The 20,282-nt window shown below is 64.5% G+C and carries 21 protein-coding genes; all 21 read left to right on the top strand.

Annotation, left to right across the window (positions count from 1 at the left end):
• The first annotated feature begins 21 nt into the window (after window positions 1-21).
• The 21 genes from QNO18_RS23900 to QNO18_RS23800 all read left to right on the top strand — a co-directional run bounded on the left by QNO18_RS23900 (window position 22) and on the right by QNO18_RS23800 (window position 20,057).
• On the top strand, window positions 22-4,368 hold the full coding sequence (locus tag QNO18_RS23900; protein WP_283179962.1) for a bifunctional class I SAM-dependent methyltransferase/DEAD/DEAH box helicase: 4,347 nt from the start codon (window positions 22-24) through the stop codon (window positions 4,366-4,368).
• Window positions 4,368-5,405 carry a toprim domain-containing protein gene (locus QNO18_RS23895; RefSeq protein ID WP_283179961.1) on the top strand — a complete coding sequence of 346 codons (1,038 nt, stop codon included), beginning with the start codon at window positions 4,368-4,370 and terminating at the stop codon, window positions 5,403-5,405. The genes QNO18_RS23900 and QNO18_RS23895 overlap by 1 nt, the downstream gene beginning before the upstream one ends.
• Before the next feature lie 337 nt (window positions 5,406-5,742).
• Window positions 5,743-6,678: a DUF2493 domain-containing protein gene (locus QNO18_RS23890; RefSeq protein WP_283179960.1), complete on the top strand. Its 936-nt coding sequence runs from the start codon at window positions 5,743-5,745 to the stop codon at window positions 6,676-6,678.
• A 90-nt stretch (window positions 6,679-6,768) separates the two neighbouring features.
• Complete coding sequence (locus QNO18_RS23885; protein WP_349293944.1) at window positions 6,769-7,260, top strand: hypothetical protein; 492 nt, start codon at window positions 6,769-6,771, stop codon at window positions 7,258-7,260.
• A gap of 699 nt (window positions 7,261-7,959) precedes the next feature.
• A complete protein-coding gene (locus tag QNO18_RS23880; protein WP_172366194.1) occupies window positions 7,960-8,361 on the top strand; it encodes a single-stranded DNA-binding protein in 402 nt (133 codons plus the stop codon).
• Between the two features lie 309 nt (window positions 8,362-8,670).
• A complete protein-coding gene (locus tag QNO18_RS23875) occupies window positions 8,671-8,919 on the top strand; it encodes a helix-turn-helix transcriptional regulator (RefSeq protein ID WP_283179959.1) in 249 nt (82 codons plus the stop codon).
• A 97-nt stretch (window positions 8,920-9,016) separates the two neighbouring features.
• Window positions 9,017-9,292, top strand: a complete 276-nt coding sequence (locus tag QNO18_RS23870; RefSeq protein ID WP_283179958.1) for a DUF2285 domain-containing protein — start codon at window positions 9,017-9,019, stop codon at window positions 9,290-9,292.
• 112 nt (window positions 9,293-9,404) lie between these two features.
• Entirely contained in the window at window positions 9,405-9,704 is a 300-nt protein-coding gene (locus QNO18_RS23865; protein WP_283179957.1) for a DUF6499 domain-containing protein, read from the top strand.
• On the top strand, window positions 9,673-10,176 hold the full coding sequence (locus tag QNO18_RS23860) for a DUF2285 domain-containing protein (RefSeq protein WP_283179956.1): 504 nt from the start codon (window positions 9,673-9,675) through the stop codon (window positions 10,174-10,176). The genes QNO18_RS23865 and QNO18_RS23860 overlap by 32 nt, the downstream gene beginning before the upstream one ends.
• A gap of 140 nt (window positions 10,177-10,316) precedes the next feature.
• The gene (locus QNO18_RS23855) at window positions 10,317-10,598 is read left to right on the top strand and encodes a helix-turn-helix domain-containing protein (RefSeq protein WP_283179955.1); all 282 of its coding nucleotides are present in this window, start codon (window positions 10,317-10,319) and stop codon (window positions 10,596-10,598) included.
• A 16-nt stretch (window positions 10,599-10,614) separates the two neighbouring features.
• Window positions 10,615-11,790 carry a replication initiator protein A gene (locus QNO18_RS23850; protein ID WP_283179954.1) on the top strand — a complete coding sequence of 392 codons (1,176 nt, stop codon included), beginning with the start codon at window positions 10,615-10,617 and terminating at the stop codon, window positions 11,788-11,790.
• Window positions 11,787-12,440 (top strand): ParA family partition ATPase, encoded by a 654-nt coding sequence (parA, locus tag QNO18_RS23845; RefSeq protein WP_283179953.1) that lies wholly within the window; start codon window positions 11,787-11,789, stop codon window positions 12,438-12,440. Before QNO18_RS23850 ends, parA begins: the two co-directional genes overlap by 4 nt.
• A complete protein-coding gene (locus QNO18_RS23840) occupies window positions 12,437-12,691 on the top strand; it encodes a hypothetical protein (protein ID WP_283179952.1) in 255 nt (84 codons plus the stop codon). Before parA ends, QNO18_RS23840 begins: the two co-directional genes overlap by 4 nt.
• A complete protein-coding gene (locus QNO18_RS23835) occupies window positions 12,688-13,173 on the top strand; it encodes a DUF2840 domain-containing protein (RefSeq protein WP_283179951.1) in 486 nt (161 codons plus the stop codon). Before QNO18_RS23840 ends, QNO18_RS23835 begins: the two co-directional genes overlap by 4 nt.
• On the top strand, window positions 13,170-13,715 hold the full coding sequence (locus QNO18_RS23830) for a S26 family signal peptidase (RefSeq protein ID WP_283179950.1): 546 nt from the start codon (window positions 13,170-13,172) through the stop codon (window positions 13,713-13,715). Before QNO18_RS23835 ends, QNO18_RS23830 begins: the two co-directional genes overlap by 4 nt.
• 67 nt (window positions 13,716-13,782) lie before the next feature.
• The gene (locus tag QNO18_RS23825; RefSeq protein ID WP_283179949.1) at window positions 13,783-14,118 is read left to right on the top strand and encodes a DUF736 domain-containing protein; all 336 of its coding nucleotides are present in this window, start codon (window positions 13,783-13,785) and stop codon (window positions 14,116-14,118) included.
• A 2-nt stretch (window positions 14,119-14,120) separates the two neighbouring features.
• On the top strand, window positions 14,121-14,885 hold the full coding sequence (locus QNO18_RS23820; protein ID WP_283179948.1) for a lytic transglycosylase domain-containing protein: 765 nt from the start codon (window positions 14,121-14,123) through the stop codon (window positions 14,883-14,885).
• Between the two features lie 243 nt (window positions 14,886-15,128).
• Window positions 15,129-16,868 carry a VirD2 family relaxase/mobilization nuclease gene (locus QNO18_RS23815; RefSeq protein WP_283179947.1) on the top strand — a complete coding sequence of 580 codons (1,740 nt, stop codon included), beginning with the start codon at window positions 15,129-15,131 and terminating at the stop codon, window positions 16,866-16,868.
• A gap of 25 nt (window positions 16,869-16,893) precedes the next feature.
• Window positions 16,894-18,879, top strand: a complete 1,986-nt coding sequence (locus QNO18_RS23810) for a conjugal transfer protein TraG (protein WP_283179946.1) — start codon at window positions 16,894-16,896, stop codon at window positions 18,877-18,879.
• 4 nt (window positions 18,880-18,883) lie between these two features.
• A complete protein-coding gene (locus QNO18_RS23805; RefSeq protein ID WP_283179977.1) occupies window positions 18,884-19,324 on the top strand; it encodes a CopG family transcriptional regulator in 441 nt (146 codons plus the stop codon).
• 88 nt (window positions 19,325-19,412) lie between these two features.
• Window positions 19,413-20,057 carry a LysE family translocator gene (locus QNO18_RS23800; protein WP_283179945.1) on the top strand — a complete coding sequence of 215 codons (645 nt, stop codon included), beginning with the start codon at window positions 19,413-19,415 and terminating at the stop codon, window positions 20,055-20,057.
• The last annotated feature ends 225 nt before the right edge of the window (window positions 20,058-20,282 follow it).

Raw genomic sequence — 20,282 nt, 5'->3', positions numbered from 1 at the left:
CGCTCTCCCGAGGTCTTCCCGATGAACATGATTTCCGCATCCGCCGTGGCTCAGGCCACCGCGCCGCTTCCGCTTGCCTCCGACGGCGATACCGCAGCGTCCGTCTTCGTGGCAGCGGGGCTGCTGCTGCCCCATCTCGAATGCGGCCAGCGCATCGATGCCGCCATGCTGCGTGGCGCGATGGAAGCGGCCTTCGGCGCGTCCGACGCCACCGGTGCCTGGGATTGGAAAACCGCCTACGATGCCTGCGAGGCAGCAACCGTCCTGTTCCTGCGTAAGTACGGAAAGGCGCTTCTCCGTAAATCCGGCTCTGCGGCCGATTGCCTGCCGATGCTGGCGAAGATCGCCGGGCTTCTGCCGACGCATACGCGCCGGTCGGAGGAAGCCCAGACCTTCCAACAGTTCTCGACGCCGATCCCCCTCGGTCTGATCGCGGCGACCGCCGCTGCCATCACGCCCGCCGACCGGGTGCTCGAACCCTCGGCGGGAACCGGGCTGCTCGCCATCCTCGCAGAGATCGCCGGAGGCGTGCTGGTTCTGAACGAACTGGCCGAGACGCGGGCGTCACTGCTTTCCTCCCTCTTTCCGGCCCTTTCCATCACCCGTTTCGACGCTGCCCAGATCGACGATCATCTCGATCCCGGCCAGATCCCCAGCGTCGTTCTGATGAACCCGCCGTTCTCGGTGCTGGCCAATGTCGAGGGCCGCGTGGCCGATGCCGCCTATCGCCATGTCGCCTCGGCGCTGGCGCGTCTCGTGCCCGGCGGGCGACTGGTGACGATTACCGGCGCAAATTTTGCCCCCGACAATGCCACCTGGCGGGATGCCTTCGCCCGGCTGCAAGAGCGCGGCCGCGTCGTCTTCTCCGCCGCCATCAATGGTTCGGTCTATGCCAAGCACGGCACGACCTTCCCGACGCGGCTGACCGTCATCGACAAGCTGCCAGCCGAAGATCCCGCCGTTTTTCCCGCAGCGCCGGGCGTCGCGCCGGACACCGCTACGCTGATGTCCTGGCTTGCCGATCTTCCGGCCCGCCTGCCGGTCGAGATACCCGCCGCAGCGGCTGTCATCCCGTCCGCACCCGCGCCCCGCACCCTGCGCGGCTATGTCAACCGCGCGACGAAATCCATCCGGCCCGCGCCGCTGTCCGAGCCGGAGGCCGCGCCGCTCGACTACGAAGCCGTGGATTGGCTGCCCGCTGAGGACGGCAATATCTCCGACGCCATCTATGAGGAATACGGGCTTCAGGTCATCCGTATCCCCGGCGCGCAGCCCCATCCAACTCAGCTCGTCCAGTCGGCGGCGATGGCGAGCGTCGCGCCGCCAAAACCCAGTTACCGGCCTCATATGCCGAAGACCATCCTCGGCCTGCTGTCTGACGCGCAGCTTGAGACGGTAATCTATGCCGGGCAGGCTCATGCCGATCATCTCGCCGGGGCCTGGACGGTGGATGAAACCTTCGATGTTGTCAGCGCCGCGCCCGAGGACGCGAAGAACGCCGTCCGGTTTCGTCAAGGGTTCTTCATTGGCGACGGCACCGGCGTCGGAAAGGGTCGGGAGTCCGCCGCCATCATCCTCGACAACTGGATGCAGGGTCGGCGCAAGGCCGTTTGGATCAGCAAGTCCGACAAGCTGCTGGAAGACGCCCAGCGGGACTGGTCGGCCCTCGGCATGGAACGGCTGCTGGTCACGCCGCTGTCGCGTTTCCCGCAGGGCAAGCCGGTCACGCTGACGGAAGGCATCCTATTTACGACCTATGCCACGCTACGCTCCGACGACCGTGGTGAGAGGGTTTCCCGGGTCAAACAGATCGTCGAATGGTTGGGCGCCGACTTCGATGGGGTGATCATTTTCGACGAGGCACACGCGATGCAGAACGCCGCTGGCAGCAAGGGAGATCGCGGGGATGTTGCGGCCTCGCAGCAGGGTCGTGCCGGGCTTCGCCTGCAGCATGCCCTGCCGGATGCCCGCATCGTCTATGTCTCGGCAACCGGCGCGACCACAGTCCACAACCTTGCTTATGCCCAGCGGCTCGGCCTCTGGGGTGGTGAGGATTTCCCCTTCGCCACGCGGGCCGAGTTCGTCGAGGCCATCGAGGGCGGCGGGGTCGCGGCGATGGAGGTGCTGGCGCGTGACCTGCGGGCGCTCGGCCTCTACACCGCCCGATCGCTGTCGTTCAAAGGAGTCGAATACGAGTTGGTCGAGCATGAGCTGACCCCCGAGCAGACCCGGATCTACGATGCCTATGCCGGGGCCTTCGCCATCATCCACAACAACCTGGATGCGGCGATGGAGGCCGCCAACATCACCGGCAGCACGGGCACTCTCAACCGCCAGGCCAAATCCGCCGCCCGCAGCGCTTTTGAATCGGCCAAGCAGCGGTTCTTCGGTCACCTGCTGACCAGCATGAAAACACCGACGCTGATCCGCTCGATCACCGCCGATCTGGAAGCGGGTCATTCCTCCGTCATCCAGATCGTCTCGACCGGCGAGGCGCTGATGGAACGGCGGCTGGCCGAACTGCCCAGCGAGGAATGGAACGACGTCCGGGTGGACATCACGCCACGCGAGTATGTCCTGGATTACCTCGCTCATTCCTTCCCGGTGCAGCTCTACGAGCCCTTCACCGACAGCGAGGGCAATATGTCGTCACGGCCCGTCACCCGCGACGGCCAGCCGATTGAGTGCCGCGCGGCCGTCGCCCGGCGTGACGAGTTGATCGCCCATCTCGCCAGCCTGCCGCCGGTTCCCGGTGCGCTGGATCAGGTGATCCAGCACTTCGGGACGGATACGGTGGCCGAGGTCACGGGCCGCTCACGCCGCATCATCCGCAAACCGGGCAATGGCGTCACCCTGGATCGGCTTGTCGTCGAGAACCGGGCCGGTTCCGCCAACCTCGCCGAGACGCAGGCGTTTATGGATGATAACAAGCGCGTCCTGGTGTTTTCGGACGCGGGCGGAACCGGGCGCAGCTATCACGCCGAACTGTCGGCGCGGAACACCCGGCTGCGCGTCCACTATCTGCTCGAAGCCGGATGGAAAGCAGACACGGCCATTCAGGGCCTTGGCCGCACCCATCGGACCAATCAGGCGCAACCGCCACTGTTCCGGCCGATCTCGACCAATGTGAAGGCCGAGAAGCGGTTTCTCTCGACCATCGCGCGCCGTCTCGACACTTTGGGTGCAATCACCCGCGGCCAGCGCCAAACTGGCGGTCAGGGCCTGTTCCGGCCCGAGGACAATCTGGAATCGCATTACGCGCGCGATGCCCTGCGCCAGCTTTACCTCCTGCTGGTGCGCGGCAAGGTCGAGGGATGCTCGCTCGACCGCTTCGAGGCGGCGACCGGGCTGAAGCTGATGGACTCGAACGGCATCAAGGACGAGCTTCCCGGCATCACGACCTTTCTGAACCGGATGCTGGCGCTGACCATCGAGCTTCAGGGCATCCTGTTCACCGCGTTCGAGCAGCTCCTGACGGCAAAGATCGAAGGCGCCATCGCCTCGGGCACCTACGACGCCGGGCTGGAGACGCTGACGGCCGAGAGCTTCGTCGTCACCGATCGCCAGACGATCTACACCCATCCGCGCACCAGCGCGGAAACCCGGCTGCTGACCATCACCGAGCGCAAACGCAACCATCCGGTCACGCTGACCGAGGCGCTCTCGTATCTCGATGATCCGCGGGCCGTGCTGCTGATCAACGATCGGTCGGGTCGCGCCGTTGTGCAGGTGCCCACCACCAGCGTTATGCTGGACGATGGCGAGATCGAGCGCCGAGTCCGGCTGATCCGACCGATGGAGGCGCAAAATATCCCGGTAAAGGCGATGCCGGAAACTCACTGGGTCGAGGTTGACCGGGATGCCTTCGCTTCGGCCTGGAACGCCGAGGTCGTGGAGGTGCCGGAGTTCTCCGACGCCACCCTGCACATGGTCACAGGCCTTTTGCTGCCGATCTGGAAGCGGCTCCCGACCGACAGCACCCGTGTCTATCGGCTCCAGACCGATGCGGGCGAGCGGATCATCGGACGCCGGGTTTCGCCTGCCTGGGTCGCCCATGCGACGGTGACCGGCACCACCTCGCTTGCGCCGGAGGATGCCTTCACGGCGCTGATGGACGGGCGCACTATCCTCGATCTCGCTGAGGGCCTTCAGCTTCGCCGGGTCCGGGTGATGGGCGCGCTCCGCATCGAACTCTCGGGTTTCACCGACACGATGCGTGAGCGGCTGACGGCCTACGGCCTCTTCCACGAGATCATCTCGTGGAAACTCAGGATGTTCGTGCCCACCGATGCCTCCGGCGCGGCTGTCCTCGCCCGGATATTCGACCGCTGGGCGGTCGAGCGCATCGGCGAGCGGGAGGCTGCATGATGGCACGGCGCCAGGCATCGGAACTGGCGAACCGCCTCGGCCGCGAGGCCGAGGCGGTCTGCCGCGAGTACCTCTCCGCCGGGCGGCGGGCAGGTAATTACTGGCTGGTTGGGGACGTGCGAAACACCCCCGGCCGCTCCCTCTATGTCCGGCTGAAGGACAGCGCCAAAGGCCCGGCGGGCAAATGGATAGACAGCGCGACGGCCGAACATGGCGATCTGCTTGATGTGATCCGCGAGGCGCTTGGCCTTGTCGACTTCAAGGACGTGGCCGAGGAAGCGCGCCGTTTCCTCTCGATCCCGCATCCCGAACCGGAAAAGACCATACTCCCGCTGTACAGGATGCCGGGCACGGCACCCGGTTCGCCTGAAGCGTCGCGGCGGCTCTTCGCCATGTCGAAGCCGCTCCCCGGCTCGCTTGCGGCGCTCTACCTCGGCGGGCGGGCGATCACATCGCTCGAGGGCATCACCGCACTGCGCTGCCATTCCCGGTGCTATTTCCGGCCAGACGAGCATTCCCCCACCGAGATCTGGCCGGCGATGGTCGCATCCGTCACCGACCTTGACGGACGACAGACTGGCGCGCACCGCACCTGGCTGGCCCGCGACGGCTCCGGCAAGGCGCCTGTCGAGACACCGAGGCGAGCAATGGGCGACCTTCTCGGCCACGGCGTCCGCTTCGGTGCCGCCGGTGATGTGCTCGCCGCCGGAGAGGGCATCGAAACAGTTCTGTCGCCCCGTCAGGTTCTGCCCCACATGCCGATGCTGGCGGCGCTTTCGGCCGCTCATCTCGCCGCCATCCTGTTCCCGGCAACGCTGCGCCGACTCTATGTCGTCCGGGATCGCGATCCGGCCGGCGACGGTGCAAGGGACAGCCTGGTTGCCAGAGCAGCGAGCCTCGGGATCGAGGCGATATCGCTCACGCCGGTCGAGGGTGATTTCAACGACGATCTGCGGCTGCACGGTGCCGATGCTCTCCGGGCAGTCCTGAAAGATCAGCTTCATCCCGATGACCTGCGCCGTTTCCTCATGGGCTGAGGGGGGGGCGCGATCCCGGAGGCGCGGTACGGCTCTGTCGCCTGCCGGTCGCCTTCGCTCGCCATCGGCAGCTGCATCCTGCGTCAGAGAGTCCCGCGCCCACGGCCTTCTTGAGAGGGCGATCGGCGCACAAGCGGGCCGGGCAGGCAATGGCGGCGGCCGACTATTTTCCGCCGGCGTGGCGAGCCCCGCCTTTGCATCGCGAAAGACAAAATAGTCGGCCTTGGCCATCAAGGCCCTCGCGGAGCGGGCGAGGGCTGCCAACCCGTCCCACCCGTGCGCTTCGACGCCTGCGAAGGCCGCGATGGGCGCGGTCTCCAGACGAAGGACGCTCCCGATGACGAAGGCAACCGAATACGCAGGCGATGAGCCGATCCACACCTCTTCCCAGACCGATCACGCCCTTACCGAGCTCCAGCTCTACGGCTGGCGTCCGTTCCAGGATGAACCCGACCCACGGCCGCTGCCCGAGGGCAACATCGTCGCCGCCGCCGTCGCGGACATCTTCGACGCCCTCGTCTCGACGCTGTCCGATACCCGCCTTGAACCCGATCTCGAAGATCTGCTCTGGGGGGCTGTCAACCTCTTCCACCGCGCCAACGACCGGGTGGAGCGCAATCTGGACGACAACGAGCAGGCGCAGCGCCGCCTCCAGCGGGAACAGGATGGCAGTGAGGTCAAGAGCGTTGAACTCGAACGCCTCACGGCGGAGGGACAGACCCTGATCGAACGGCGGAACACAATGGAGCTGTTTCGCGACCTTTCCGCTGACGCCTTCGAGCACCACACCGGCAGCGCCTGGCGGCCTCGGTCCGGCTCGATGGTCAACCATCGCAACCTCACCTCGGCAATGATCGACAGCCGCGACTTCCTTGCCGCGAAACGTAGGGCCGAGAACGAAGTGCTGCTGCCCGCCGGTCCCAAAGTCGCCGTCACGGGCGGCGCGGATTTCAACGACCATCGCCTGATCTGGGCGCGGCTCGATCAGGTCCGTGAGAAGCATCCAGACATGGTATTGCTCCACGGCGGTTCGCCCAAGGGCGCCGAGCTGATCGCCTCCTGCTGGGCAGACAACCGGAAGGTTCCGCAGGTCGCCTTCAAGCCCGACTGGACGAAGCACGCCAAGGCCGCGCCCTTCAAACGCAACGACGCCATGCTAGACACCCTGCCCATCGGTGTCATGGTCTTCCCCGGTTCAGGGATTCAGGAAAACCTTGCGGACAAGGCCCGCAAGCTCGGCATCCCGGTCATGAAGTTCGACGGCGGCGCGTAAAGCGCCGCCCATAGGCGGCTGGTCCAGCCGCCGCTACTTGACGGAAGGCCGGTTTCACGGTCAGATAAGCAATCCTTGCAGAACCGGTGAATGAAAATAGTCGCAGGCCGAGCATCGCTCCCGGCAGCCTGTCGTGCTCCCCACAATCGTTCGCTGGAGGTCTCCATGACACTGATCTTTCTTGCCTTCGCGCTGACTATTGCTGCCTGTGTAATCGCTTGGAATCTTGCGATCTATGCGCTGCCTGTGATGGCCGCCGTCTCTGCCGCACAATTTGCCTGGGGCGCGGGAGCGGGTATCCTGATGTCCGGCCTTGCTGCCCTCGGTGCCGCTTTGCTGTCGGTTGCAGTGGTGATCATGGTTCTCGGCTTTGCCAGGAATCCCGCGCTGCGGCTGATCGCCCTTGCTCTCTTCGCCGTGCCAGCCACCATCGCAGGCTATGCGCTGGTCTATGGCATCACGAAGAACGCCATAGATTCCGGCATCGTCCTCAATCTGCTCGGCGGCATCGGCGGGCTCATCGTCGGCATCTCGGCTATCGTTCATCTGAACGCTCTCGGCGAGTCGGTGTTTTCGCGCTGAGGCTTTGGCTGGGCACGGCGCTCTCAGGAGAACCCAGCGGCTTGTGCCGCCGGGATCCGGGCACCCTCAGTGTAACGGGACACGATGGCCATCGTGGGCCTGCCGTTCTCCGTTCCCGGCCATCTTCGCGCGTCATGGGAAATCGTCGTCGGCAGGGTCCCCGTTCAGCCGGCGGTCGAAATCGGCCAATCGCTCCATGCTGTTTCGTCACGCAGGCCGCGCTATCCTCATGGCTCCTTTCTGCAATGCTGTTGGCCCGCGCCTCGGCCTGCGCAGGTAGGACTGGGCGGGTCCGTACCCGCATCCGATAGCCTTGGTGTCCTCGTCTTGAACCACAAGACCTTCCGGCTGGGAGGGCAGGGGTGGCCAGAGTGCGGGCTGTGACTTGCCTGTCCTCTCTGGTGCCAGTTTCAGGGAGCCGATGCTGATACCCGTGCAGGATGCCAGTTCTGCTCTGCGTCTCCGAAGGGCACACGGAAGCACCATTCCCTCCGCCTGACTGATCCCCTAAGCCCGTTCGGTTTCCACCAGCAACCCCCGCGGCTCCGGACCGTGTTGGCGCGCGGAGCGCGCCTGCCCGCACCACTCCGGGCCTTGGGGGCAAGCTGCCGCGAGGACGGCAGTTGCGGGTCTCTCCCGACGGCCTTGGCCGGGTCTCGTCGGAGGGATGGTCCCTCCGAGAAGCAACGGAGACTTACAATGCAGAACATCGTCATCCTCGCCGGCAACATCGGCCAAGCCCCCGAAACCATCACCACCCAAGGCGGCACCGGCATCACCCGCTTCACTCTGGCCACCTCGCGTCCCCGCTACGCAGAAGGCCGTGTGGTTCGCGACGAGAACGGCTATCGGGTGCAGGACACCGAATGGCACCGCATCACCTGCTTCAACGGCCTCGGCAAGACGGTCCAGGAGCATTGCGAAAAGGGCATGAAGCTTCTGGTGCGCGGCCGCATCCACTACACGAAATGGACCGATGCGGCCGGCGTTGACCGCTACGGCTGTGAGATCATCGCCGAGACGGTCGATTTCCTGAGCCGGGCGAAGCAGACCGAGACCGACGACGGCAAGTTCATCGACGACGATGACATCCCGTTCTGAGCGGGACGCCCGGAGCCCGGCGGCACAAGCCGCCGGGTTTTCCTATGCTCGCGCAGGATGCCATCGACACCTCAGCGCGAGAGGTGCCGGCCGGAGCCGTCACCGGCCCTGGACTGGTGCGCCGATCTTGCTCGTGAATCCTGGGCCTGCACCTCAATTTGTTGCAACCGAATCAGTTGCCGCGTGCCCAGTCGAGAATCCATGAAAGCCATGCTTCTGAGGCTGTTTCTGATTTGCTCTACAGCATAAAGCGACTATTATAGTCGTAGTCCTGGAGCGCGTGCAGGTCCGGATGGGAGGTGATCATGTATGATCACCGCTCGCCAATCACGGGCCGCGCGTGCACTCCTGGGTTGGACGCAGGAGACGCTCGCCGATAAGGCCAGAGTATCACTGACCGCGCTCAAGCGCCTTGAATCCGAAAACGGACTCGAGGTGTTCGAGTCTACGCGCGATGAGGTGCGCCGGGCTCTTGAGGCGGCGGGGATCGTTTTTCTGGCAACCGACAAGGGCGAGGGCGTGTTGTTGCTTCACGAAAGCCGCGGCACAAGACCGTAGCGTCACCATCGTGGCGACGACGGATCTCGTTAAAAAGAATGGCTATCTCTCTACGGAGGCGGTTAACAAATGCGTTACCAGCGGTGATGAGAACGTGATGGGGAAGGTCCTTCAGGAGTTTCTGGACGAGCCACCGGCCAGCGACGGGCTCACGGCCTATGACCGGGACCACATGAAGCTTTATATGCGCCTGCTTGATGCGGAGCGTGATGGCGCTGACTGGCGTGAAGCTGTGCAGATCCTGTTCGGACTGGATCCGGAACAGAGCCCTGTGCACTGCCGCTCGGTTCATGATTCCCATCTGGCGCGCGCGCGGTGGATGACGGAAGAGGGCTATCGCCAGCTGGTCGCTGAAAGCCAGCGCAAGACCTGACCCGTGATGCGCGCCACGCATCACCTGTCAACCTGAAGCTGACTTCCCGAGTTCAACCTTCCCGGGAATGCTGAACATCCCAAATTCCCAGTAAAACACTCGGGAGGTTGCGATGATCCCGGACGCCTCGACATGGCGCTCTTCGGCTGACTACGACCATCTGGATGCTTTGACGGCATCCGATATGGCATGGGAATGGTTGCGCCGGAATGATGAGTACGATGCCGATTTTGAAGCCGCAGCCGCTGCGCGAGGAGACCCCGACCTGCTGACCGAACGTATTCGGCAGCGGTGGGGGTTGCGATTTCCCGGTCGATCCTCTGCTGCCGCCTCCAGAAGCGCCGGTCCTCTGGCATCCGCAGGCAGACACCAGTGTCGTCGTGCTTGCCGACAGCCCGGCGGAGCTCGGTGACACTTCTGGCACCACGCCGCTGATCAGGCGTGGGGACGTCGCACCAGACAGTATCGATGTTGCGTTCCGCTTCGCACTCGGCAATGGGCAGGCCCTCCAGATCCTGGACGGCGCCAGTGGGGACGACAGGGTTGCCGTTGCGATCATTCCCCTAAGTCTCGACGGTTTTGACCGGATCGAGGCAGTGGAGCGGCTTCTCGCTGCCCTGCACGGGCGCGCGATCCCTCCTGACACTCGAATGACCCGGCAGCAGCGCGCAAGGTTGCGGCGCATGCTGCGGGCCTTCGACGGTCACCGCGCAGGTGCCACCCAACAGGAAATCGCGCAGGTCATCCTGCATTCCGGTCCGTTTGACAGGGATGAATGGCAGGCCTCCTCGGCCCGCCACACCATCAAGGCGTTGCTGCGTGATGCCCGCTCTATGATTGCGGGCGGATATCGAATGCTGCTGCGTCATCGCCGCCCACGCTAGCGCAGGTTCCAGCGTGGGCGGTGGGCGATTTCGATACCCCCCAACTTCGCCCTGCATATCGCCGCGTCTTGTTCGCCACCGTGATCGTTGCCCGTCGCCGATCCGCAGCGACCGTCCCCAACCCCACGGAGGTATGTCCTATGCCGCAAGATCCCATCCTTTTGCCGCCGCGCTTTCTGCGCACCAAGGATGCCGCCAAGTTCCTGAGCCTTTCGGCGCGGACCCTTGAAAAGCACCGCACCTACGGGACCGGTCCGGCCTATCGCAAGCTTGGCGGGCGCGTCGTCTATGCCATCGACGATCTGGAAGCCTGGACCGAACGCGGGGCGGTGACTTCCACCTCGGATCCGCGCGGCTCGGTACTGCCCGCCAAGCGTCATCCGCAGCTGCCCGGGCATCAGGCCCGAAGCTTCGCGCGCTGAGCCCCCGCTGGTTTCCATGGCAGCGCGACGCGGGCCCCCTTCCGAGCGCGGGCAACTCGACCTCTTCAGGGCGCTGCCCGGCGATTTCGCGCCCAGAGACGCACAGGATCTCATGGCCTATCCGTTCTTCTCCCTCGCCAAATCCCGACGCATCGCGCCGATCGACTTTGCCGCTGGCAATGTGACCATACGGGTCGAAGCGGTTCCCGATCATGGCATGGCCACGATCTGGGACGCCGATATCCTGATCTGGGCGGCGAGCCAGATTGTCGAGGCGCGCGATGCCGGATTGCGAACATCGCGGCTCATGGCCGCGACCCCCTATGAAATCTTGCGCTTCATCGGTCGCGGCACTTCGATGCGCGACTATCAGCGCTTGAGAGCGGCGCTCGACCGCCTCCAGTCCACCACGGTCAGCACCACGATCCGCCAGCCGGTGGAAGGCCGACGTCATCGCTTTTCCTGGATCAACGAATGGAAGGAGCGCAGCGGGCGTGATGGTCGCCCCGACGGAATCGAGATGATCGTGCCGGACTGGTTCTATCAGGCCGTTCTGGACGATGCGCTCGTGCTGACCATCGACCCGGCCTATTTCGACCTGACCGGGGGCCTGGAGCGTTGGCTCTACCGCATCGTGCGCAAGCATGGTGGCCGCCAGAAGGCCGGCTGGCGGTTCGATCTCCGGCATCTGCATCAGAAGTCGGGCAGCCTCTCGCCGTTCAAGCGCTTTTCCTTCGAGCTGCGCGACATCATTCGACGGCAGCCGCTGCCTGGATACACCCTGTTTCTGGAAGCCGAAATCGGCGGTCGCGTTCTCCTGGCTTTCGAACCCGCTCCGTCTTGTGGAAAACCTGTGAATGCCGTCGTGCCATCAGGAACCCAGAGGGACGTGCCATCAGGAACCGGGGTCACGTGCTATGGGGAACCGAAACCGGGGTTAACCCACCGTGGTCACACGCAAAATCGCGCCCTTAACTTAGAGTCTAACAAAGAGTCTAACATTGAAGGGCGCGCGGGCGATGTGGAAAAGCTCATCCGCGACACCGCCAGAAGCCTCAGAATTTCTGCAAAGAAGGGCGCATCGAAGCCGGAATCGGCCCGCAAACCGGCAGCGGATCCGGGCAATGAATTGCGCTTTGACGATCCCAACACGCCACCGCTGCCCCTCGATCTGCCGGGAGGGGACCGATGATCATCGCGCTCCTCAACCAGAAGGGTGGCGTCGGCAAGACCACGCTGGCGCTGCACCTTGCCGGTGAACTGGCGCGGGATGGCCAGCGCGTCACCCTGATCGATGCCGATCCGCAAGGCTCTGCCCTCGACTGGTCGCAGCAACGCGCACGGGAAGGCCATCCTCGTGCCTTCGGCACTATCGGCCTGGCGCGCGACACGCTGCACCGTGAAGCCCCTGATCTGGCCCGTGACGTCGATCATATCGTTATCGACGGGCCACCGCGTGTCGCCGCTCTTATGCGGTCGGCGCTGCTAGCCGCAGATCTCGTGCTGATCCCGGTGCAGCCGTCACCCCTCGACGGATGGGCCTCTGCCGAGATGCTCGCCCTCCTGGCGGAGGCCCGCATCTACCGGCCCCAACTTGCGGCCCGGTTCGTGCTCAACCGCTGCGGCGCGCGCACCGTCATCGCCCGTGAAACGGCCGAGATGCTGGCGGACCACGATCCACCGATGCTCGCCAGCACCATCGGCCAGCGCGTCGTCTTTGCCGACGCCGCGCAGGCCGGGAGGCTGGCACGCGAAATCGACGACCAGTCGCCTGCTGCGCGCGAGATCGCCGCACTCGCCGCCGAGATCCTGCGCTTGGCCATCGGGAGGGCATCGACATGACCGGAGGGTCTGACAAGCGTGGTTTCGCGACCCGCCCAGCCGATCCCGATGGCTGGATCATGGCCGGTGATGCGCGGCCCGAGCGCGATGGAACCGCGACGGCTTACTCTGCCCGGCTCACTGTGGACATCACGCCCGAACTGCGGGGGCGGATCAAAATAGCGGCGTTCGGGCGCGGCATCACTGTCTCGGAGATGCTGCGTGACCTGTTGGCGCGCGAGTTTCCCGATGGAGCGGGGGAGCGCCCATGATCCCCATCGACGCGCACACCGCCGATCTGACCCGGGTGGAGCTGACCTGGATCGAAGGCCAGACAGAATACTGGATCCGGTTCGGCCAGGAGGCCGGCTCGCAGATCCTCGACAACAATCGTCGCCATGTCTTCTTCCGTCCTGGCACGATCTTCGCCTTCGTTCGCTGGGCGGCGAATGACTTCGGGACGATCATGTCGCGCCTCCACATCCTGCGCGCGGTGGCACCGGGCGCACCCTGTCAAACGCTGCCCTGCGTCCATCCCGGCGGCGAGATTCTCCTGAAGATTGACGGCTGGCCGAAGGTCGAGGCCGTGCTTCGCCACATCGACGGGATCGAGGCCGGTAGCATCGATCTAGCCGAGGTTGTTCCCGATCACTGGCTGCACGTTGGGCACTGGATGAGCGCGGGCGAAGCGCCGCGACCCTACACCGCCGAGCGCCATCGCGTATGGCTTCGGCGGCGGGAGATCGCCCCATGACCCGCATTCGCTATGTCATCGTAACGGCGACCGCTGGCCTCGGGATCGCCATCGCCGGACTCGTTCCGACCGCGCCACGGCTGGTCTGGAACGCCTCGGCCAGCGTGCCTATCGGCTTCTACACCGTCGCGCCCGCGGAGCGGATCGAAGTGCCCGATCTGGTCGCCGTCATGCCACCCGAACCCATTGCATCCTTCATGGTCGAACGCGGTTACGTCGCCCGCGACGTGCCGCTTCTGAAGCGCGTCTTTGGCCTGCCGGGGCAGCAGCTGTGCCGCGAAGCCCGGACCATCACCGTCGACGGAGTGCCGCTCGGCGAGGCGCGTAATCGCGACAGCTTCGGCCGCGACCTGCCGGTCTGGCAGGGCTGCCGCATCATCGCCGAGGGCGAGGTCTTCCTGATGAACCGGGATGTTGGTGACAGCTTCGACGGTCGCTATTTCGGCCCGTTGCCCGCCTCGGCGGTGATCGGACGGGCTACCCCGCTTTACACCGACGAAGAGGGCGATGGCCGCTTTGTCTGGCGCGCGCCGATGCGGTGACGGCGCGTCCGGAACGGGGCGGTAGCGCCGTCCCGACCTTCTCCACCGCGTTTGAAAGGAGCCTCCAATGGCACAGATCGGCCAGTTTACGCGTACTGCTTCCGGCTATTCCGGGCAGGTCCGCACCCTCTCGCTCGATGTTGAGCTGACCTTTGTTCCGACCGACAACCCCGACACCGAGAAGGCACCGGCCTATCGTATTCATCTTCGCGATGAAGACGGGCCGGAAGTCGGCGCGGGCTGGAAACATACCGGCGAAAGCGCGGGTCCTTATATCTCTGTCGTGCTCGACGATCCGGTGTTCCCGCAGCCGATCCGTGCCCGGCTGTTCCAGTCGGATGAAGAAGGCCGCGACTGGAACCTGCGCTGGACGCGCGCGAAGAAGCGCGACGAGCAGGAGTGACCATGATCATGTCCTGCATCCGTCAGGCCACCGGGAGATGCGGTGCGCGCCGTCGCATCCTCCTCTGCTTTCTTTCCAGCCTGCTGACGGCAACCACCGCGATACCGCAGGGATTGGCGCAGACCGATCCACCGCATCCTGCCATCGTAGCGCATCCGCAGGGCGCGCATATCGCCGAGGCCGCGCAGCGTTTCGACATCCCGGCAGCCTGGATCATCGCGGTGATGCGCGTCGAAAGCGCAGGCGATCCGGGCGCGCTTTCCTCCGCCGGAGCGATGGGCCTGATGCAGGTCATGCCCGCGACCTGGGCGGAACTGCGCATCCGTCATGGCCTCGGCACCGATCCCTATGATGCGCGCGACAACATCCTCGCGGGCGCGGCCTATCTGCGCGAGATGTGGGATCGCTACGGCAATGTCGCGGCGATGCTTGCGGCCTATAATGCCGGCCCCGGGCGTTATGACGAATACCTCTCGGCAGCGCGCCCGCTTCCGGCGGAAACCCGCAGCTATGTCGCGGTGCTGACGCCGATCCTGCTTGGTGAAGACCCTTTGGGCGGTGGATCGGCTGGCGCACTGCCGCGCGACTGGCGCGAGGCGGCGATCTTCGCGGCGCAGCATATCGGTACTTCCGCTGCCGATCCCGACGGCCCCGACCGCATGCCGGACCATGCCTCTTCGCTCCTCCCGGCGGCACCGCAAGCCCTTACTGCCTTGCGGGCGGAGGGACTCTTCGTGCAGCGCGCAGCCGATGGACCGCAGCCATGAGCCAGTTGGGCACATATCGCATCCCATCGGGCGCTGGCGTGTCATGGAGGGCGCAGAGGGTCGCGGCGGGCACCACGACCGAAGGATGGCGAGATAAAAAGGCGCACGGTGCGCGACGGTCGGGTGGTTGTTTTTGCAGGGATTTCTGGCGCGTTTCGCACCGTGCAGCGCTGGCGCGCACCGTGCGCTTCGCAGCTATCCCCCTGATCTCCTTTTCTGTTTTGCACTGTGCGGGGCTGATCCATGGCCGATGAAAGCGAGTTCCGTATCCGTCCGGGGCGCATCCGCTCGACGCGGGCGCAGCAGGCGCGTCCCTTTATCTCCCAGGCGCTGGCGGCCGCGCAAAAAGCCGGTGGGCGGGTCTCCCGCTCGGGCAAGGTCACCTCTGGCAACCGCTCGCGCTTTGGCCGGGGACAGCGCGCCAGCATTCAGGCCAATCGGATGCTGACCGGGCGGTCGCGCAATGTCGTGATCAAGACCCGCGTCGTCCGCCATACGGCGCGCTCTGCACCCCTCGCGGCCCATCTGAACTATCTTGGCCGGGACGGCGTGACCCGTGATGGGGAGAAGGCGCATCTCTTCGGCCCCGAGGGGGATGACATGGACGCCCGTGTGTTCGCGGAACGCTGCAAGGATGATCGTCACCATTTCCGCTTCATCGTCTCGCCCGAGGATGCGGTCGAGATGATCGACCTGCGCGAGCATGCCCGCCAGTTGATGGCGCAAATGGAGAAGGATCTCGGCACCAGGCTCGACTGGGTCGCGGTCGATCACTGGAACACCGACAACCCCCATACCCATATCATCCTGCGCGGCCGCATGGATGACGGCCAGGACCTGGTGATCTCGCGGGACTACATCAAGGAGGGGATGCGCGCCCGCGCTCAGGATCTCGTCACACATGAACTCGGCCCGCGCACCGACATCGAGATTCACCGCAATCTGGAACGTCAGGTCGAAGCCGAGCGTTGGACCCAGCTCGACCGCCAGCTTCTCCGTGATGCCGGCAAATCCGGTGTCGTGGATCTCGCGCCCCATGCCGACCGACCGCAGGACGAGCTCCATACGGTAAAGGTCGGCCGGCTCCGCACCCTCGAAGTCCTTGGGGTCGCCGATCAGATCGGCCCGGCGCAATGGGTGATCCGGCCCGAGGCCGAGACGGTTCTGCGCGAGCTGGGGGAGCGCGGCGATATCATCAAGCGCATGCACCGCGCCCTGACCGAACGCGGGATCGAGCGCGGTTCCGGCAGCTATGTCCTTGCCGGCGAAAGCCTCGACGTGCCGGTCATCGGCCGTCTGGTCGAGCGGGGCCTCGATGACGAGTTGAAGGGCACCGCCTACGCGGTGGTCGACGGCGTGGACGGGCGCAGCCATCACATCAGGCTCTCGCATCTGGAAGCTGCCGGCGACAGTCCTCCGGGTTCCATCGTCGAACTGCGCGCTTGGGAAGATGCCCAAGGGACGCGCCGCGTGGCGCTCGCAGTTCGTTCCGATCTCGATCTCGGTGCGCAGTTGGGGGCTTCGGGCGCGACCTGGCTCGACCGGCAGGCCATCGCCCGCGATCCGATTGCGCTTTCCGACAGTGGCTTCGGTGCCGAGGTTCGTCAGGCCATGGATGACCGCGCCGAAAACCTTATAGGCGAGGGCTTTGCCGAGCGGCAGGGCGGGCGGGTCGTCTTCGCTCGTCGTCTGCTCACCACCCTGCGCCAGCGCGAGGTCGATGCCCTCGGCGAGAAGCTCGCGACCGAGACCGGCATGCCGTTCAATCGCGCTGGCAGTGGGGAATATGTCGCTGGTTCCTATCGCCAACGCTTCGCGCTCGCCTCGGGCCGTTTCGCGATGATCGATGACGGCCTCGGCTTCCAACTCGTGCCTTGGTCACCTTCCCTCGACAAACAGATCGGCCGCCACGTCTCCGGCGTCGCCCGCGACGATGGCGGGGTCGATTGGGACTTAGGTCGCAAGCGCGGCCTCGGCCTCTGACAGCACCCGGAAAGGAACACCGCCTATGTCCGCCACAAAGATCCTCTGGGGACAGATTTCCATCGTCTTCCTGATCATCCTCGCGACCACCTGGGGCGCGACGCAATATGTCGCCTGGAGTCTCGGCTATCAGCCGCAACTCGGCCCGCCCTGGTTCGAGCTCTTCGGAACGCCGGTCTATTATCCGCCGGCAATCTTCTGGTGGTGGTATTTCTATGAAGCCTATGCGCTGGCGATCTTCACCAAGGGCGGCCTCATCGCGGCATCGGGTGGCTTCATTGCCATCGCCGTCGCGATCGGCATGTCGGTCTGGCGGGCGCGGGAAGCAAAGAACGTCGCAACCTATGGTTCGGCGCGATGGGCGGAACGGCCCGAGATCAAGGCGGCGGGGCTGCTCGATCCCGATGGTGTCGTGCTGGGCCGTTACGACCAGGACTATCTGCGCCATGACGGGCCGGAGCATGTGTTGTGTTTCGCGCCGACCCGATCCGGCAAGGGCGTTGGTCTGGTGGTGCCGTCACTTCTGACCTGGCCCGGCTCCGCCATCGTCCATGACATCAAGGGCGAGAACTGGCAGCTGACCTCGGGTTTCCGGGCGCGCCATGGCCGCGTGCTGCTCTTCGATCCGACCAACCCGAAATCCTCGGCCTACAACCCGCTCCTTGAGGTGCGCCGCGGCGAATGGGAGGTGCGGGACGTCCAGAACATCGCTGATATCCTTGTTGATCCCGAAGGCAGCCTCGACAAGCGCAACCATTGGGAAAAGACCTCCCATTCGCTTCTGGTCGGTGCGATCCTGCATGTCCTCTATGCCGAACCCGACAAGACGCTGGCGGGCGTCGCGAAATTCCTGTCCGACCCGAAACGTCCGGTGGATTCTACGCTCCGGGCGATGATGAAGACCCCGCATCTCGGCGAGGCGGGACCGCATCCGGTTGTCGCCAGCGCCGCGCGCGAGCTGAGGAACAAGTCCGAGAACGAAAGATCCGGCGTGTTGTCGACCGCCATGTCGTTCCTTGGCCTCTACCGCGATCCGGTGGTGGCAGAGGTCACGCGCCGATGCGACTGGCGGATCAGCGATATTGTCAGCGGCGAAGTGCCGACCACTCTCTACCTCGTCGTGCCGCCCTCCGACATCAATCGCACCAAGCCTCTGATGCGCCTGCTGCTCAATCAGGTCGGTCGGCGTCTGACCGAAGATCTGCAGGCCAATGCCGGGCGGCATCGGCTGCTCCTGATGCTCGACGAGTTTCCGGCGCTCGGGCGGCTGGACTTCTTCGAGACGGCCCTGGCCTTCATGGCAGGCTATGGCCTGAAGAGCTTCTTGATCGCGCAATCGCTGAACCAGATCGAGAAAGCCTATGGGCCGAACAACTCGATCCTCGACAACTGCCATGTCCGCGTGAGCTTCGCGACCAACGACGAGCGCACCGCCAAGCGGGTGTCCGACGCGCTCGGGACCGCGACCGAGATGAAGGCGATGAAGAACTATGCAGGGCACCGGCTGTCGCCCTGGCTCGGCCATCTGATGGTGTCACGGTCGGAAACTGCCCGCCAGTTGCTGACGCCGGGCGAGATCATGCAGCTTCCGCCGAACGAAGAGATCGTCATGGTCGCGGGCATCCCACCGATCAAGGCGAAGAAGGCGCGGTATTTCGAGGATGCGCGGTTTCGCGAACGGCTTTTGCCGCCACCAGTCATCACTAACCCGGCGGGCCCACGGCACGATGACTGGACCTCGCTCCCGATTCCCGCGCGACCGGATGGCGCACAGGACGCTGGGGCAGGGGACGCAGAGGACGAAGACCCGACAGAATCAGAGCGCAGGCTGCAACCGGAACTCAACCGCGTGAAGCCGGTCGAGAAGAAAAAGCCCATCGAAAACGAGTTCGAGGCCGGTCTCAGCGATGACGTAGACGAGGAGGCGGTCCAGAATCGGCGCATGGTCCATCATGTCCAGAGTATCGCCCGTCAGGTCTCGATGAACCCCAACGATGGCATGGAACTCTAACGTCATGGCCATCCGTCCGAAGAAGCGGAAGTTCACCGTCTATCTCGACCCGGAGGTCGAAAAGGCCCTGGCGGATTTTGCCGCGCGCCGGGATCGGTCGCAGTCTACGATAGCGGAAGCCGCCATCGCATCCTTCTTGTCGCCCGACGATGCCGAGCGGCGGGAGGCTGTCATCGCCAAACGCCTCGACCAGATTGATCGCCGTCTTGCCCGCGTCGAACGTGATGTCGGGATCTCGGTTGAGACCATGGCGGTGTTTATCCGCTTCTGGCTTGCGACAACGCCGGCATTGCCAGAGCCCGCAGCGAAGGCTGCCCGCGCAAAGGTGGGCGAGCGGTATGAGGCGTTCATCACCGCCCTCGGGCGCAGGCTGGCGCAGGGGGCGACGCTCCAGCATGAGGTGGCGGAGGATGTTCAGGAATCAGACCGAGCAGGCAAGGCATAATGACGGATCGGTAGGTTGTAGCCCATAGCCGTCAGCCGGGAACTCTGACAGAATACGCCATATTCTTCGCTTTTTGGGGCTCAGTCACGTGGATTTTGTCACCCTTTCTCTGTTCGTATCTGCGGTGGTTGTTCTGACGGTTACCCCCGGCCCCGACCTTTTTCTCATCATGGGACGGGGTATCTCGCAGGGTCGTAAAGCGGCCATGTTAACGGCCTTGGGCTTCTTTCTAGCGGGCTTCGTGCAGGTGCCATTGCTGGCATTCGGCCTTGCAGGCGTCATTGCCAGGAATCCCATGCTCTTTGACGTGCTGCGGTATTGCGGCGGCGCATATCTCATTTGGCGCGGGATCTGCATGATCCGGCACGCGGGTCGCGGGGAAACTACCCTGGCGAATTATGTCTCGGCGTGGGCCGCCATCAGGGAGGGTTTCATCGCCAGTCTCGTCAATCCCAAGAGCCATGTATTTCTCTTGGCTTTCCTACCGCAATTCGTCCGCCCCGAGTACGGTTCAGTGATGGTGCAGTTTATTTTTTTAGGTATACTTATGCGCATCGTCGCCCTGTTGATCGAGGGCGGAATTGCGCTTTTTGCCGGCTCCATCGGGCAGTTCCTTCAACAATCGCGGCGATTGCAGCACTGGCTGGAGCGGAGCGCTGGCAGCCTACTCATTGTGGTGGGTTTGCGCCTTGTTTTGATGGATCGACCTCAGGATGCCATCGTGAAAACCTGAAGCCCATGACTGCGTTGTCCGTGTAGCTTTCATCATTGGCCAAGTCATAAGCCGAATTCGGGCGACCAGCAGCGAAGTGCCTTTCGGTGCCCACCGCCGTTTTCCTGTATTTGCACGCCACGCTACTACGCCTTCCGAAACTTGTTGAAACCCTGTCTTTTGGCTCTCTTTTAGTCATCCCCATCCGGGGAGTGTCTCCAGCCTCCCCGGTGGAACGGGGACGAG

The sequence above is a fragment of the Gemmobacter sp. 24YEA27 genome, assembly GCF_030052995.1.
Classification (GTDB): Bacteria; Pseudomonadota; Alphaproteobacteria; order Rhodobacterales; family Rhodobacteraceae; genus Pseudogemmobacter.
The sequence above is the reverse complement of the archived record's forward strand: the minus strand, read 5'-3'. Positions and strand labels throughout refer to the sequence as shown.

What these genes read in the sequence shown, in the direction of transcription:
- QNO18_RS23900 (WP_283179962.1), top strand. Translation starts at nt 22, where the DNA reads ATGAACATGATTTCCGCATCCGCCGTGGCTCAGGCCACCGCGCCGCTT.
- QNO18_RS23895 (WP_283179961.1), top strand. Translation starts at nt 4,368, where the DNA reads ATGGCACGGCGCCAGGCATCGGAACTGGCGAACCGCCTCGGCCGCGAG.
- QNO18_RS23890 (WP_283179960.1), top strand. Translation starts at nt 5,743, where the DNA reads ATGACGAAGGCAACCGAATACGCAGGCGATGAGCCGATCCACACCTCT.
- QNO18_RS23885 (WP_349293944.1), top strand. Translation starts at nt 6,769, where the DNA reads ATGAAAATAGTCGCAGGCCGAGCATCGCTCCCGGCAGCCTGTCGTGCT.
- QNO18_RS23880 (WP_172366194.1), top strand. Translation starts at nt 7,960, where the DNA reads ATGCAGAACATCGTCATCCTCGCCGGCAACATCGGCCAAGCCCCCGAA.
- QNO18_RS23875 (WP_283179959.1), top strand. Translation starts at nt 8,671, where the DNA reads ATGATCACCGCTCGCCAATCACGGGCCGCGCGTGCACTCCTGGGTTGG.
- QNO18_RS23870 (WP_283179958.1), top strand. Translation starts at nt 9,017, where the DNA reads ATGGGGAAGGTCCTTCAGGAGTTTCTGGACGAGCCACCGGCCAGCGAC.
- QNO18_RS23865 (WP_283179957.1), top strand. Translation starts at nt 9,405, where the DNA reads ATGATCCCGGACGCCTCGACATGGCGCTCTTCGGCTGACTACGACCAT.
- QNO18_RS23855 (WP_283179955.1), top strand. Translation starts at nt 10,317, where the DNA reads ATGCCGCAAGATCCCATCCTTTTGCCGCCGCGCTTTCTGCGCACCAAG.
- QNO18_RS23850 (WP_283179954.1), top strand. Translation starts at nt 10,615, where the DNA reads ATGGCAGCGCGACGCGGGCCCCCTTCCGAGCGCGGGCAACTCGACCTC.
- parA (WP_283179953.1), top strand. Translation starts at nt 11,787, where the DNA reads ATGATCATCGCGCTCCTCAACCAGAAGGGTGGCGTCGGCAAGACCACG.
- QNO18_RS23840 (WP_283179952.1), top strand. Translation starts at nt 12,437, where the DNA reads ATGACCGGAGGGTCTGACAAGCGTGGTTTCGCGACCCGCCCAGCCGAT.
- QNO18_RS23835 (WP_283179951.1), top strand. Translation starts at nt 12,688, where the DNA reads ATGATCCCCATCGACGCGCACACCGCCGATCTGACCCGGGTGGAGCTG.
- QNO18_RS23830 (WP_283179950.1), top strand. Translation starts at nt 13,170, where the DNA reads ATGACCCGCATTCGCTATGTCATCGTAACGGCGACCGCTGGCCTCGGG.
- QNO18_RS23825 (WP_283179949.1), top strand. Translation starts at nt 13,783, where the DNA reads ATGGCACAGATCGGCCAGTTTACGCGTACTGCTTCCGGCTATTCCGGG.
- QNO18_RS23820 (WP_283179948.1), top strand. Translation starts at nt 14,121, where the DNA reads ATGATCATGTCCTGCATCCGTCAGGCCACCGGGAGATGCGGTGCGCGC.
- QNO18_RS23815 (WP_283179947.1), top strand. Translation starts at nt 15,129, where the DNA reads ATGGCCGATGAAAGCGAGTTCCGTATCCGTCCGGGGCGCATCCGCTCG.
- QNO18_RS23810 (WP_283179946.1), top strand. Translation starts at nt 16,894, where the DNA reads ATGTCCGCCACAAAGATCCTCTGGGGACAGATTTCCATCGTCTTCCTG.
- QNO18_RS23805 (WP_283179977.1), top strand. Translation starts at nt 18,884, where the DNA reads ATGGCCATCCGTCCGAAGAAGCGGAAGTTCACCGTCTATCTCGACCCG.